Source organism: Globicatella sp. HMSC072A10, assembly GCF_001811625.1.
GTDB classification, from domain to species: Bacteria; Bacillota; Bacilli; order Lactobacillales; family Aerococcaceae; genus Globicatella; species Globicatella sanguinis.
On the sequence record NZ_KV805621.1, the window covers coordinates 1 to 13703 of the forward strand.

Here is a 13703-nt window from a genome sequence, read left to right on the forward strand (position 1 = left end):
TGATAGATACTCTGTTATAGGACGCTTACCATTTTTCTTGATAAAAGAGCACAAAAATCCCTAAGGATAAAGATTCTATGATATAATAAGCATTATGAAAACGACAAAGTAAAGGAGCAACAAATATGACTGAAAAGGTTATCGAAGTAAAAGATTTAACTTTTCGCTATTTTGAAAGTGAACAACTCGCTCTAAACAATGTTTCTTTATCTATCAATAAAAATGAATGGGTAGCTATCATAGGACCGAATGGTTCAGGGAAATCTACACTTGCGAAAGTAATTAATGGATTATTAGTTCCTGAAGCTGGAGAAGTATATATCAATTCGCTTTTATTAAACGAAGAATCGGTTTGGGATATTAGAAGATTAGTAGGAATGGTATTTCAAAATCCAGATAATCAATTTGTTGGGGCAACTGTTGAAGATGACGTTGCATTCGGGTTAGAAAATCATGGAGTCAAACGTGATGAAATGATTATGCGTATCGAAGAAGCTTTAGACCAAGTTCGAATGACAGAGTATAAAAAAAGCGAACCTGCTCGTCTCTCTGGAGGACAAAAACAAAGAGTTGCCATTGCAGGTGTATTAGCTTTAAGACCAGAGGTTATCATATTGGACGAAGCAACAGCAATGTTAGATCCTGTAGGTCGCAAAGAAGTCATTGAAGCAGTGAAAGCTATTAAAGAGAAATATAATTTAACGGTCATTTCGATAACGCACGATATTGATGAAGCAAGTAATGCCGATCGTATTATTGTTATGAACCAAGGAAAACTAGTTCGTCAAGATGACCCATATAATATTTTTATTTTAGGTGATGAGCTTATCAAAATGGGCTTAGATATTCCTTTTGCTCAAAAAATTCATATGGAATTAGAACGAAGAGGAATCGAAGTGCCAAAAGAGTATTTATCAGAAGAGGAGTTATTTGAATGGCTAACAACATCGTATTTGACCAAGTAAGTTATACCTATAATGCTAATACGCCATTTGAATACAAGGCATTACACAATATTAGTTTAGAAATACCAGCCAATAAAATTTCGGCTATTGTTGGACATACAGGTTCTGGGAAGTCTACCTTATTGCAACATTTGAATGTTCTAGTTAGACCAACAGAAGGGGCAGTGACAATTGCAGGTGAACGAGTAACAGCTGATTCGAAACATCAATCATTAAAGGCCTTACGCAAAAAAGTGGGGGTTGTTTTTCAATTTCCGGAAGCGCAACTTTTTGAGGAGACCGTTTTAAAGGACGTGATGTTCGGTCCCTTAAATTTTGGTGCTACAGAAGCAGAAGCTGAGTCGATTGCTCGTGAAAAATTGGCATTAGTCGGTTTAAATGAAAGTTTATATGAACGTTCACCTTTTGATTTGTCCGGAGGACAAATGCGTCGTGTTGCAATTGCGGGTGTGCTAGCATTAGAGCCGGAAATTCTGGTGTTAGATGAACCGACCGCAGGACTAGATCCTCAAGGACATTTCGATATGCTCGAGATGTTTGTTGGTTTGCAAAAAGAACAGTCTTTAACCATGGTGATGGTCACGCATCATATGGAAGATGTTGTAAAATATGCTGAGCATGTGATTGTTTTAAATAAGGGGCATGTCATTCGTCAAGGAACGCCAAGAGAAATATTTGAAGATGAAGCTTGGTTAGATGAATTTCAATTGGGGTTACCTCAAACCTTGTCCTTCATAAAAAAAATTGAGGAACATTTAGGGGTTGATTATGAGGTTCATCCTTTAAGTGTGGAGGAATTAGTAGATGTTTTAATTGAGATGAAGGAGGCGGAGAATAAAGATGCTTGATAAATTATTATTAGGAAGATATATTCAATCCGATTCCTGGATTCATCGTTTAGACCCTAGAACGAAACTTTTAGGAAGTTTTTATTTTATTGCCATTATTTTCCTGGCCAACAATATTTGGGGCTATTTATTGTTATTATTATTTACATTATTAACCATATCGTTAACTGGGATTAAATTATCCGTTTTTATTAATGGAGTAAAACCAATGTTGTGGATCATTGTATTTACAGTAGTGTTTCAAATGATTTTTACCACTGGTGGAGAAGTTTATTTCAAATGGGGACCTTTCACGGTCACCTCTTTGGGTTTATTAAATTCGTTTTATATCTTTATGCGTCTAGTGCTCATTATTATGATGTCAACGATTTTAACTTTAACGACAGCACCGCTTGAATTGACCGACGGTATTGAGCATTTACTAAGACCTTTATCCCGCTTTGGTTTTCCATCACATGAGATTGCGCTTATGTTATCGATTGCTTTAAGATATGTGCCTACGTTAATTGATGAAGCTCAAAAAATTATGAATGCCCAACGATCAAGAGGGGTAGAATTTGATCAAGGCGGATTTGTCGATCGCATGAAGGCGATTATCCCTATTTTGGTTCCACTATTTGTTTCTGCATTCAATCGTGCAGAGGAAATGGCGATTGCGATGGAAGCGAGAGGGTATCGTGGTGGTGAAGGTCGAACGAAATTCCGTCACTTAGACTATACGCGTAATGATCTGATTGCGGTATTGGCATTTATCGTGGTTACTGCGCTATTATTCTTGATTAGAATTTATCTATAAGGGGACTAGCATGCCGAAATATATCATTAAAATTCAATATGATGGGACCGGTTATGCTGGTTATCAAATTCAACCGAATGGCAAGACGATTCAAGAGGAATTAGAAAAAGCGTTGAGATTGATGGCGAAATTGCCGAATGGGGAGCATATTCCTACATCTAGCGCTGGACGAACAGATGCTGGCGTACATGCACTTGGACAAGTCGTTTCTTTCGATTATCCAGCTAATATCGCACCCGATGCGCTCATCCGGGCGTTGAATAGTATTTTAGACGATTCTATTCGTGTGATTGATGCTAATCAGGTGGCAGATGATTTTCATGTTCGATATATGGCAACGGCGAAAGAATATTGTTATCGCGTAGATATTAATCGTTTCCCCGATCCATTTAAACGCCTGTACACTACTCACAATCCTTATCGATTTAATTTAGATGTGATGCAAGAAGCAATTCAAACAATTATCGGAAAACATGACTTTACGAGTTTTTGTTCAACTAAAACAGATAAAGAATATAAAGTTAGAACGATTTATGAAGCGGAAGTAAATTTAGATATAAAGCAAAATGAACTGGTTTTTCGCTTTTACGGAGATGGCTTCTTATATAATATGATTCGTATTTTAGTGGGCACCTTACTACAAATTGGTGATGGTTTGAAACCGGTAGACGAATTACAAAGATTACTTTCAGTTAAAGATCGAAATCAAGCAGGACCGACAGCTCCACCACAAGGACTCTATATGATGCGAGTAGAGTATCAAGAGGATCCATTTAAAAAGAAATGATAATCAGAGCATTGAATTTTAGAAGAGGACGAACGTTCCTCTTTTTTTATATTAAAAATTTTGAAAAATGATAGCATCTTTGATAAGGTTCGGTATAATAGATATGTTAAAAAATGGAGGGTTATTAATGAGTTATTTAAAAGAGCGCATCTTAAAAGATGGCATAATTTTACCAAATAATGTAATTAAAGTGGATTCGTTTATGAATCATCAAATCGATCCGGAAATCATGCAAGAAATTGCGATTGATTTCTATTATCATTTTCGTCAAGAAGGTATCACCAAAGTACTAACAATTGAAGCTTCTGGTATTGCACCGGCTATTATTACGGCTGCACACTTTAAAGTTCCAATGTTATTCGCAAAAAAAACACAGCCATCAACATTAGGAAATAAAGATTTTTATGAGACCAATGTTTATAGCTATACCAAAAATGTGACCAATCGTGTCATCATCTCAAAAAAATATATTAACGAAAATGATCGCGTATTGATTATTGATGATTTCCTTGCGAATGGCGAAGCAGCGCTTGGTTTAGTTGATTTAGTAGAGCAAGCGGGGGCCCAAGTAGCTGGCGTTGGTATTTGTATCGAAAAATCATTCCAAAATGGACGTCAAAAATTAATGGATAAAGGCTTAGAGGTCTTTTCAGTTTGTCGTATCGGCTCTTTAGAAGATCAACAAATTGAATTTTTGGAAGGAAATTAATCGCGATGAATATTACAGTGTACTGTGGATCTAATTTTGGTAATCAGTCAATTTATGAAGAGTTTGCTCGTGACTTAGGTCGTTTTATTGCCATGCATCAACATCAATTAATTTACGGCGGTGGCAATAAAGGGCTGATGGGGGTGCAAGCGAATAGTGTTATCAACACCGGTGGTCGAGTAATTGGGATTATGCCCAGTTTTCTAATCAATAAAGAAGTAGCTAATATACATTTGACTGAATTTATTGAAGTAGACACCATGTCTGAAAGAAAAATAAAGATGATTGAATTAGGAGAAGCTTTTGTCGCTTTACCAGGAGGACCTGGCACACTTGAAGAAATTACTGAGGTCATCAGTTTGATTCGTCTAAATCTTATTAATAAAGAATGCTATTTAATGAAGATTCATGGTTACTACAATCATTTAGAAATATTTTTTGATACGATGGTTAAGGAAGGATTCATGACCGTTGAAGAACGTCAAAAAATTCATTTTGTTGAAAGTATTGGTGAATTAGAACTGTTAATTGAACAACATTAATAAAGACGGATTTAATCATGAGTCGAAGTAACAAACGAGCACAAGTTAAATACTTTTGCGAGGGTTACTAAGACTGTTGGTTAAGTCCATTTTTGATTTTAGCGATTATAATGATTGTATTTATGAATGATAGGCTAAATTTTCTAAATAGGTCATGCCCGTGATAATATCGTCTGCTGTTAGGTCTTGTTTAGCTAAAATAAAACTCTCATTATTTGAAGCAGCATATGTAGCGACTTGATGTATTTTGTTAGGTAAATCTTCCCTCACACCAAGTTGTTTTAAGGTAGTTGGAAAGTGATTAGTTTGGTAAAAAGGTAAGAGGGTATTAAGTTCATCGCGATTACCTAATGTAGCAATTTGTACCAAAATACCATAAGCTACTTTGACTCCGTGTTCAACAGACGCTGTTTCAGGTAGGAGTGTGAGACCGTTATGCACAGCATGAGCCCCCGCGATTCGTCCATATGATCCAGCAAAGCCACCTACACTGGCAGCGATTAGAAAGATGGTATCCGCAATTCGTTGAAACGCATCTGATAATTGCTTCGATTGTATACTTTCAATCGCTTTGGCCCCCTCATTTAACAAAGTTTCCCTACACAATTGAGCGCTATTGAGACCAAGGGCAATGGTAGCGGGCCAAGGTAACGGTAAATTTTCTGCTAAGGCAATGGCTTCATACCATTTTGCGAGGGTATCACCGATGCCACTTTGTAAATATTTTAGTGGTGATTCTACTAATAAATTGGTATCGACAATGGTTAAGAAAGCAGCTTTGGGATAATAGTCAACGGTTTTAAAGGTATGATCGGGATGATAAATGACACTTAATGGTGTACAGGCTGCACAGGTTCCAAGAACAGTTGGAATCATCACATACTCCACTTGAAGTTTGTTAGCGACTCCTTTTGCCGTATCAAGTGCTTTACCACCGCCGATGCCAATAATTAAATCGGTGCCTGGAGGAGCACTATTTACTAAACTCTCGATGTTTTCATGAGAAGCACTTTGATTGTAGAATAACACAGGGAAGCGACGACCTTGAGGATAAAATTGATTAAAAGCATGGTGAGCTTTCGCACCAGTAATAATTAAAGGGTGTTTAAATAATTGAATAGAGCTGTCTAAAAAAGTTAAAGCTCCCGGTTGACTGATATATTGTCCAACACCTGGACGGGTTACTTCAGATAATTCCACACACATCCTTCTTTCTATAGGAGCAAAATAAAAATACTCTCATATTTTTTTAATTCACATCTAATTTATCATAATGAGTATAAGATTTCAAATGAATAAAAGAAGCTAAAATATTGTCATTTAGAGAATATCTATTGTATGATATGGTTAACAACGTTAATTTTTAGGAGGGTTCAGATGAGAAATGCAATATCTTTAAACAATGGGACAAAGATTCCGATGATTGGCTTTGGTACTTGGCGCTTAGAAGAAGGCGAACAAGCGTATAATGCGGTTAAATATGCTTTAGAAGTAGGTTATCGTCATATTGATACAGCACAAGGTTATCAAAATGAAGCAAGTGTTGGGCAAGCTATTTTAGATAGTGGCATTGATCGTCAGCAATTATATGTAACCACAAAAGTAGCAAATACTGTAAGAGGGTACGATAATACTATTCATTCCATTGACGACTCTTTGGCAAAGTTGAAAATGGATTATCTAGATTTAGTTTTAATTCATTGGCCAAATCCACAATCTGTTCGTGATAAAGGTGAGAATGCATGGAAAGAAGCAAACGCTGAAACTTGGCGTGCTTTAGAAGATTTAGTAGAGGCAGGTAAAATTCGTTCAATTGGCATCTCTAACTTCTTAGAGCACCATATTGAAGAATTATTGAAAACAGCTCGTATTAAGCCGGTATTAAATCAAATTAAAATTGCACCCGGTTGTTATCCTGAGGCATTAATTAACTATTGTCGTCAACATGAGATTGAATTAGAAGCTTATAGTCCATTAGGTGCGGGCGAACTATTTAGCAATGAAACAGTGCTCGAAATGGCTAAAAAATATGATTGTACGGCAGCGCAATTAGATTTACGTTGGGTTATTGACCGCGATTGTATACCTTTACCACGATCGACTAATCCTAAAAATATTCAATCAAATCTTGAATTAGAAGGCATTGAGATTTCTGAAGAAGATGCCTTAGTATTACAAAATCTTGCTGGAATGAGTGGTGCGACTCATCCAGATAGCGCGACGTTCTAATATAATTTAAAAGCGAAAGACGCATGCTATTTTGAATTCATAAGCTAGATAAAAAGATACTGGCTTAAAGCATTCATAATAGTATGCGTCTTATTTAAGTGGTAATTATTGTTGATTAAAGGCATCGATAAAACGTAGCATAGCTTGTCGACCAGATTCATCTTGTTTAAAGACACCTGCATCTTCAAGCACACGTCCAAATTTGTTGGTGATTGCTTGTTCGATAAAGCGATCAATTGTTGTTTCGTCATATTCTTTGTTTTTTAATTCTTTTGCCCATGTTTGGTGATATTCTGCCACTTGATTTAAGTCTGCTTGGTTTAACAAATAGGCTTTAATGCTATCGATTTCATTGACTAAACGAGGTGGTAATATCGCTAAGCCCATTACTTCTATTAGTCCGATGTTTTCTTTCTTGATATGTTGAACGTCTTGATGCGGGTGGAAAATTCCATCCGGATGTGCTTCGTTAGTTCGATTATTACGTAAGACAATATCCAATTCAAAATGATTATTACGACGACGAGCAACAGGTGTTACAGTGTTATGAGGTGTATCGTTTGTATAAGCCAGAACATCTACTGATTCATCAGAATAATTTCGCCAAAAGTTAAGTAAGGCTTCCCCAGCAGTTGCGACTTCATCTCGATTAGCACCATTTAAACGAATAACTGACATAGGCCATTCAACTAATTCCACCTTTAAGGAAGGAAAAGCGTTTAATTTAATTGTTTGATAGGCTTTTGCTTTTTCCATAGGGAAGGTATAACGTCCACCTTGGTAATGGTCATGGGCTAAAATTGAACCCCCTACAATTGGTAAATCAGCATTTGAACCAGCAAAATAGTGTGGTAACTGTTCAACAATCGCTAATAAATTGTCCATCGCTTTACGATCGATTTGCATAGGAGTATGTTCTTCACTTAAAAAAATACTATGCTCATTATAATAGACATAAGGTGAATATTGCATCCCGTAGTGACGATGATTCAAATTTAATCGAACAAGACGATGTTGCTGTCTGGCTGGGTGATTATTTCGTCCTTGATACCCTTCGTTTTCCATACAAAGCAAACATAGAGGATAATTAGATTGTTTAGCATTTTTTGCTAAAGCAATTTCTTTTGGATCCTTCTCAGGTTTCGAAAGATTAATGGTAATATCTAAATTGCCATAATTTTTGTATGGTGCGTTAAATTGAATATTTTTGGCAATATTTCTAGTTTTAATATAGTCATTACTTTTAGAGAGTTCGTAAAAATAATCCGTTGCATCGGCAGGGTTATTTCGATATAAAACCCAAAACTTATTATTTAGTTGTGAAGGAGAGGGGGTTAATAAATCCATTACAGCTGCCTCAAATTGTTCTCGTTGATAGCCGATATTTTCGATGATTCCCTTCTCAATGGCATACTGAGTTAATTGATCCATTAAGGAAAGTAAATCATTTGAGTCACTCACACCTTCTTCTAATTCATTGATTTGAATGAGAGACATAAGACGATTAGTGGTGTATATCCGGTCTAAAGAATCAATCCAACCTTGTTCAATTGCGTTATTGACAAAAGAGCGGATGACGGATGAAATGTTAAATTGCATATGCAGCCTCCTAAAATTTTTTACCTACAATGTTATTATACCGTTTACCTAATATTGATTCAATATTGTAAGAATCGAATTGTGAGCGTTAGTAAATTTCGAAAATGTCTCTGTTGATTACCAATGCATATTACGAATTGCGGTGTAGTCTGTTTGATTATTGAGGATCATTTTAAGATCGTCTTTGAAAAAACTTGCTGCATTCTCATCGATAAGCTGTTGAGTTTTTTCACTGTTTGGAATGTCTATTAAATCCAAAGCATCGAGTGGTTTTCCTGCAAAAAAAGCTAAATTAAGTGCTGCGACATATTGTGTTACTTCTTCTAATAGAGGATCATTTTCTTGATACCAACCGCCTTCAATCATTTCGCCATAAGCCATTTTGTGACTGCTATCGTCGAATGGATGTTTCATGTAGTTTGAATAATCGCGTCATTGTGGGTTGATAATGGAGTTGGTAATAGCATTATCAGTCATCGCTAATGGTTCTGCTTGGTAAGCAATCGCATTATCAGTAAAGGATATTTTCCCGATGTAAGATGGATATGAAGCAAAAGATCCCGTTACAATATCGGTAAGTAGTTGCTGATTAGTGGACGCTATCGTCGCATAGTGTTGAGTATGAATATGGCCACTTAATGTAAAGGGTGTATTGTATTTAAATAAAATGTCACGTAATTCATTGGCATTGTCTAAAGTATAGTTAGCGTCTAAAACTTGATGATGTGTAATGGTATTATGATGAATCACCGGAATGATGCGCTTGTTTTTCTTTTGTGCTAGCTGAAAAATATGGTCAATCCATTGAGCGTCGTTTTGTTAAGTAAGCCGTTAACTTTAGGTGCGCCAACCCCTTCAACATCACTATATAGATTACTATCAATCATCAATAACCAGTAGTTATGGTTGATAGTAGCTACATAGCTTAGGCTATCTGAATCTCGGCTAATCGCTTCTCGATAGCCAAACTCATTGAAAATCGTCGCAAAATCGTGAGCCAAAACTTGCTGCGTTTTAATAAAGGCTTCACCTTTAAATTCCCGGGCCCAACCACTTGCGATATCATGATTACCAGGAATGACAAATACATCGGTACCTAAGACTTCTATATTTTTAAAGTATTCGGCTAGGTCTAGCATACTTTGGTACTCCCCATTTAAGGTGAGGTCCCCTGAAATGATTAAAACATCCGGTTTATCTTGATCAATTTGTTGGGTTAGTGCTTGCATACGTTCCGCACCATAATCAAAGTCTTTTCCGGCACCAGTATTTTTTATATGTTGATAAGCGTCACCGTCCTTATCATGCAGGCTAGGAGATAAATAGTGTAAGTCCGTAATAACCCAAGCAACTAAATCGTCGTTTATTGCCTCAATAGTGACTGGTATGAATATTAGTAAGGAACAGGCCCAACAAAAGCAGAACATAATTTTTTCATACAACTCTCCTCATAGTGAATGATTTTCAATTATTGTATCATAAAAAAACCTTCGCCATCGTATGATGAAGAAGGTTCGATTTGAATGCAAAAAATGCCTGCTTATAGTGGTTTATAATTTAATCTGACGATTTTAGTTAATCTTACAGCGACTAAACTAGCGAAAACCAATTTAATTGAATCCCCGATTAAAAATGGCGTCATACCAATTTGCATAATTTGAGCAACCGATTTAGATAAATTAAGAACGTGATTGAGAATAAAACCTAAGTATGGGACCCCAATCGCATAAATCACAATCGTCGCCACAATACCTGCTATGATGAATTGTTTTAATGAACTGTTTGCTTTACGTGATAACAAAGAAGTAACATATGAAGCTGGGATAAAACTGATAATAAAGCCAAATGATGGTGATAAAAAGCTATTAAAACCACCCGAAAAACCACTAAAAACTGGTAACCCAACTAATCCTAGAATCATATAAAATGTCGTTACAATTAAAGCTTGTTTAGGATTTAAAAGCATGCCGATTAATAATACGGCGAATGTTTGTAAAGTGATGGCTACTGGCCACATTGGAACCGCGATTTGGGAACAAATAATTAATAGTGCCAACATAACTGCCATTAAAGTAATATCTCTTGTTTTCATAAAATAACTCCTTTTTACTTACTAAATTGTGTACTTGAAAAATGAATTTCAGAACCGACTAATGCTTCTATGTTGTGATTAGCATGTTCGACTAATAGATGCCCATCTTTATCGATTCCACGAATAATCGCGCTTTGTGTTTGACCATTTTGAAGGTAGGATACTTTTTGATTCAAACCCAGTAAACGTTCTTGATAATAGTCAAGATGTTTCCGTTTATCAATGTTTTGTTCATATTCACAAAAATACTCAATAAACAGAGCTAACATCTGATTATAATTAAAATTTGGTGGAATAGTCTCACCGAAAATTGTTCCGGCAACTTGTTTGATTTCTTCAGATTCCTGTTCGAAATTACCGGCTAAATTCAATCCAATACCTATAATAATAGAACTTACTTGGTGTGACTCTATATCAATCATCGACTCACATAGAATCCCTGCTACTTTTTTATTTTGATAAAATAAGTCATTGACCCATTTGATTTCAAGTGGACGAGTTGTATAATGACTGATAGCTTTAGTCATAGCAGCTGCCGCTAGCGTAGTATATAAAGTAATATCATTTAAAGAATCTACTTTGGGGTTAAAAACTAAGGATAAATAGAGACCATGATCTAAAGATGAAACAAAACTACGCCCATGTCGCCCGCGCCCTTTTGTCTGTTCTGTGGAAATAAATAATCCAGGTATAGTGGGAGAGTGAGTGGCATGAATTTTAGCTAAGTCATTAGTTGAACTCACTTTTTCTTCGATGGTAATGTCTAACTCTGGCCAAATTGTTGCCAATCGTTGCTTTAGCTGAGTTAATTCTAGGTGATTGACACTATCAACGAGAACGTATCCTTTGCGGCCTTGCTGATTAATTTGATAGCCTTCAGAGCGTAATTGTTCAATGGCTTTCCATATTGCATTTCGCGAACAGGCTAAATGATCAGCCATAAACTGCCCAGAGATAGGTTTTGGTGCGGCCTCTATTAGAAAATCTAACACTTTTTGTCGTGTTGACACTGAGGTTCACTCCTTTTTTGTCTTAATAACGATAGAATAATCGAAAACATCCGTTGTGTCAACCTGAAAATCATACAAGGTGACATAAAAACAATAAAAGAACACGCTTGGGTAAGCGGAATTTAATCGATAGACAATAAAGCTTATCATTGTTTAAATAGAGGTATCCATTAAATCATCCGTTATCAAGCGCATAAGTTCTAAGTTTTTTAAGTATTGAAGCATTACTTATTTATAAGAGATTAAGAAAGTGAAGGTTGACAGCTGATTAGGTCTTTAGAGACATTGTTTATTACACGGCAACCATCTTCAGTGACAATGACCAAGTCTTCTATCCTAACACCTAATTCGCCGGGAAGGTAAATACCAGGCTCGATTGAGAAAACATTGCCTACTTCAACGATATCTTGATTAAAAGCACCTACATCACCTGGTTCATGGACTTCGATGCCAATACTATGGCCAGTTCGATGGGTAAAATATTGACCATAACCTGCCTCTTCAATGACTTTACGGGCCGCCTGATCAATAGAGGCGAAAGTGACTCCGGGTTTCACCTGGTTGATTGCCGCTAGGTTGGCTTTTTTAACCAGTTCATAAATTTCACGAGCCTTTTTGCTTGGCTCACCATAAAAAACCGTACGAGTCATATCACTAGCATAGCCTTGATAAAAGCTTCCAATATCAATAACAACACTATCGCCGACTTTAGGTTGGTCATTATTTGTAGTGTGGTGAGGATCAGCGCCATTAGGACCATAGGCAATAATTGGTTCAAATGAAAAACCATCACAATTAAGCTCCTGGTATTTTTGTTTTAATAAAGTAACCATTTCAGTCTCGGGTAATCCTTTTGCCACCAATTGAATGAGATATTCCATTGCTTGGTCGTTCAAATGAGAAGCTTCAGCCATAATTTCTTGTTCCTCCTCAGATTTAAGAGAACGTAGCTGATCACTTAATGGACTCCCATTTTTAAATTGAGCGTGAGGCATCTCTTCAATTAAGCTTAATAAGAAATGACTCGGCCAATCTTTATCGATACCAATTTTACCATTGTAATCTAGATGTTTGACTAATTCTTTAATAATGTTTTCGCCATCACGGTACCAAATGATATCACAATCGATAGCAAGAGATTGTGGCTCTAGAAATAGTCGATTGAGATAAAGAGTGATAGAGCCTTTTTCATTGAGGTGTAAAATAAATAAACGCTCACCGGGCTCAAAATTTTGATAGCTCGTTAAGTAGGCAATCGTAGTAGGATTACTAATTATTAAGTCAGTGTAATGATTTTCTTTTATTGCTTTCATCAGTCTTTGAATGCGTGTATAATGAATCATAGAGAATCCTCCTTTTTTATTATAGAGATTATTATAATACAAAAAATGGTAACATTCATTGATTTAAAAGTCGAAGGGTCTTAAAGATAAAAGATCTGAGACTAGAGACGGATAACATTATCACGTTTTTATTGATATACTTACGTTAACACTGAATATAAGGAGTACAGCATGTCATTAATTTCACTTAAAAAAAAGCGCTCATTAATTCGATATACGACTATTGTGGGCATTATTTTTACCGTTATCGCCTCCTTTTTTATTGCACAGTCTTCTTTTTTTAAGCCAGGTGGCGGATTTAATGAGTTATTAGAAAAGTTAGGGATTGTTGGACCAATCGTGTTTATTTTCTTACAAATTACGCAAACTATATATCCAATCATTCCAATGGGTTTAACGAATGTCATCGGGAACTTAGTTTTCGGAACCTGGTTAGGATTTTTATGTAATGTTACTGGAATGTTAATAGGTTCCAGCATCAATTTTTATTTAGGGAGACGTTTTGGTGAATCGGTAGTTAAAGCCTTTATTTCTGATGAACAATATGATAAATATATCAGCAAAATAGGTGATAGCAAAGCTTTCGAGCGGTTGATAATTATTGGGTTTATTTTACCAGTTTTTCCTGATGATATATTCTGTATGATTTCAGGAATGTCGAAATTAACTTTTAAACGATTTTTTATGCTAGTCGTGTTGTATCGACCGATTTCATTATTTGTCTTTACTTATGCATGGGCCGAGATTATTCGCTTTGCAAGCACCTTATGGAGTTAAGTTAGG

15 protein-coding genes and 1 pseudogene are annotated in these 13703 nt (G+C 36.0%); 8 read left to right on the plus strand and 8 right to left on the minus strand.

Annotated elements, in window-relative coordinates:
- The first annotated feature begins 125 nt into the window (after positions 1-125).
- From HMPREF2811_RS00630 to HMPREF2811_RS00655, 6 genes are all read left to right on the plus strand, one after another.
- A complete protein-coding gene (locus tag HMPREF2811_RS00630) occupies positions 126-965 on the plus strand; it encodes an energy-coupling factor ABC transporter ATP-binding protein (protein ID WP_071407649.1) in 840 nt (279 codons plus the stop codon).
- The gene (locus tag HMPREF2811_RS00635; RefSeq protein WP_071407650.1) at positions 935-1813 is read left to right on the plus strand and encodes an energy-coupling factor ABC transporter ATP-binding protein; all 879 of its coding nucleotides are present in this window, start codon (positions 935-937) and stop codon (positions 1811-1813) included. Before HMPREF2811_RS00630 ends, HMPREF2811_RS00635 begins: the two co-directional genes overlap by 31 nt.
- Complete coding sequence (locus HMPREF2811_RS00640; protein WP_071407651.1) at positions 1806-2609, plus strand: energy-coupling factor transporter transmembrane component T family protein; 804 nt, start codon at positions 1806-1808, stop codon at positions 2607-2609. Before HMPREF2811_RS00635 ends, HMPREF2811_RS00640 begins: the two co-directional genes overlap by 8 nt.
- A 10-nt stretch (positions 2610-2619) precedes the next feature.
- Entirely contained in the window at positions 2620-3396 is a 777-nt protein-coding gene (gene truA, locus HMPREF2811_RS00645; RefSeq protein ID WP_071407652.1) for a tRNA pseudouridine(38-40) synthase TruA, read from the plus strand.
- Positions 3397-3523: 127 nt separating this feature from the next.
- Complete coding sequence (locus HMPREF2811_RS00650; protein WP_066124337.1) at positions 3524-4105, plus strand: xanthine phosphoribosyltransferase; 582 nt, start codon at positions 3524-3526, stop codon at positions 4103-4105.
- A gap of 5 nt (positions 4106-4110) precedes the next feature.
- Positions 4111-4647 carry an LOG family protein gene (locus tag HMPREF2811_RS00655; protein ID WP_071407653.1) on the plus strand — a complete coding sequence of 179 codons (537 nt, stop codon included), beginning with the start codon at positions 4111-4113 and terminating at the stop codon, positions 4645-4647.
- Between the two features lie 120 nt (positions 4648-4767).
- Here the strand turns inward: HMPREF2811_RS00655 and HMPREF2811_RS00660 are convergent, their stop codons facing one another.
- Positions 4768-5847 carry an iron-containing alcohol dehydrogenase family protein gene (locus HMPREF2811_RS00660; RefSeq protein WP_168164921.1) on the minus strand — a complete coding sequence of 360 codons (1080 nt, stop codon included), beginning with the start codon at positions 5845-5847 and terminating at the stop codon, positions 4768-4770.
- Positions 5848-6024: 177 nt separating this feature from the next.
- Between HMPREF2811_RS00660 and HMPREF2811_RS00665 the strand changes: the two genes are divergently transcribed.
- On the plus strand, positions 6025-6876 hold the full coding sequence (locus HMPREF2811_RS00665) for an aldo/keto reductase (protein ID WP_071407655.1): 852 nt from the start codon (positions 6025-6027) through the stop codon (positions 6874-6876).
- A 105-nt stretch (positions 6877-6981) separates the two neighbouring features.
- Here the strand turns inward: HMPREF2811_RS00665 and galT are convergent, their stop codons facing one another.
- The 7 genes and pseudogenes from galT to HMPREF2811_RS00700 all read right to left on the minus strand — a co-directional run bounded on the left by galT (position 6982) and on the right by HMPREF2811_RS00700 (position 12920).
- Positions 6982-8475: a UDP-glucose--hexose-1-phosphate uridylyltransferase gene (gene galT, locus HMPREF2811_RS00670; protein WP_071407656.1), complete on the minus strand. Its 1494-nt coding sequence runs from the start codon at positions 8473-8475 to the stop codon at positions 6982-6984.
- 117 nt (positions 8476-8592) lie between these two features.
- A pseudogene (locus HMPREF2811_RS00675) lies at positions 8593-8892 on the minus strand (hypothetical protein); the annotation flags it as partial.
- A 15-nt stretch (positions 8893-8907) separates the two neighbouring features.
- Positions 8908-9225 carry a hypothetical protein gene (locus tag HMPREF2811_RS00680; protein ID WP_071407658.1) on the minus strand — a complete coding sequence of 106 codons (318 nt, stop codon included), beginning with the start codon at positions 9223-9225 and terminating at the stop codon, positions 8908-8910.
- 29 nt (positions 9226-9254) lie between these two features.
- Positions 9255-9902 (minus strand): metallophosphoesterase family protein, encoded by a 648-nt coding sequence (locus HMPREF2811_RS00685; protein ID WP_141749220.1) that lies wholly within the window; start codon positions 9900-9902, stop codon positions 9255-9257.
- 113 nt (positions 9903-10015) lie between these two features.
- Positions 10016-10567, minus strand: coding sequence for a biotin transporter BioY (locus HMPREF2811_RS00690; protein WP_071407660.1), 552 nt, complete (start codon positions 10565-10567; stop codon positions 10016-10018).
- Between the two features lie 14 nt (positions 10568-10581).
- Complete coding sequence (locus HMPREF2811_RS00695) at positions 10582-11577, minus strand: biotin--[acetyl-CoA-carboxylase] ligase (RefSeq protein WP_071407661.1); 996 nt, start codon at positions 11575-11577, stop codon at positions 10582-10584.
- Between the two features lie 242 nt (positions 11578-11819).
- The gene (locus HMPREF2811_RS00700) at positions 11820-12920 is read right to left on the minus strand and encodes a M24 family metallopeptidase (protein ID WP_071407662.1); all 1101 of its coding nucleotides are present in this window, start codon (positions 12918-12920) and stop codon (positions 11820-11822) included.
- 171 nt (positions 12921-13091) lie between these two features.
- On the opposite strand from HMPREF2811_RS00700, the gene HMPREF2811_RS00705 reads away from it, so the two are divergent.
- A complete protein-coding gene (locus HMPREF2811_RS00705) occupies positions 13092-13697 on the plus strand; it encodes a TVP38/TMEM64 family protein (protein WP_071407663.1) in 606 nt (201 codons plus the stop codon).
- Positions 13698-13703 lie beyond the last annotated feature (6 nt).

Coding starts and splice junctions, on each gene's coding strand:
- galT (WP_071407656.1), bottom strand. CDS start 8,475: ATGCAATTTAACATTTCATCCGTCATCCGCTCTTTTGTCAATAACGCA.
- HMPREF2811_RS00665 (WP_071407655.1), top strand. CDS start 6,025: ATGAGAAATGCAATATCTTTAAACAATGGGACAAAGATTCCGATGATT.
- truA (WP_071407652.1), top strand. CDS start 2,620: ATGCCGAAATATATCATTAAAATTCAATATGATGGGACCGGTTATGCT.
- HMPREF2811_RS00650 (WP_066124337.1), top strand. CDS start 3,524: ATGAGTTATTTAAAAGAGCGCATCTTAAAAGATGGCATAATTTTACCA.
- HMPREF2811_RS00685 (WP_141749220.1), bottom strand. CDS start 9,902: ATGTTCTGCTTTTGTTGGGCCTGTTCCTTACTAATATTCATACCAGTC.
- HMPREF2811_RS00630 (WP_071407649.1), top strand. CDS start 126: ATGACTGAAAAGGTTATCGAAGTAAAAGATTTAACTTTTCGCTATTTT.
- HMPREF2811_RS00690 (WP_071407660.1), bottom strand. CDS start 10,567: ATGAAAACAAGAGATATTACTTTAATGGCAGTTATGTTGGCACTATTA.
- HMPREF2811_RS00700 (WP_071407662.1), bottom strand. CDS start 12,920: ATGATTCATTATACACGCATTCAAAGACTGATGAAAGCAATAAAAGAA.
- HMPREF2811_RS00655 (WP_071407653.1), top strand. CDS start 4,111: ATGAATATTACAGTGTACTGTGGATCTAATTTTGGTAATCAGTCAATT.
- HMPREF2811_RS00635 (WP_071407650.1), top strand. CDS start 935: ATGGCTAACAACATCGTATTTGACCAAGTAAGTTATACCTATAATGCT.
- HMPREF2811_RS00640 (WP_071407651.1), top strand. CDS start 1,806: ATGCTTGATAAATTATTATTAGGAAGATATATTCAATCCGATTCCTGG.
- HMPREF2811_RS00705 (WP_071407663.1), top strand. CDS start 13,092: ATGTCATTAATTTCACTTAAAAAAAAGCGCTCATTAATTCGATATACG.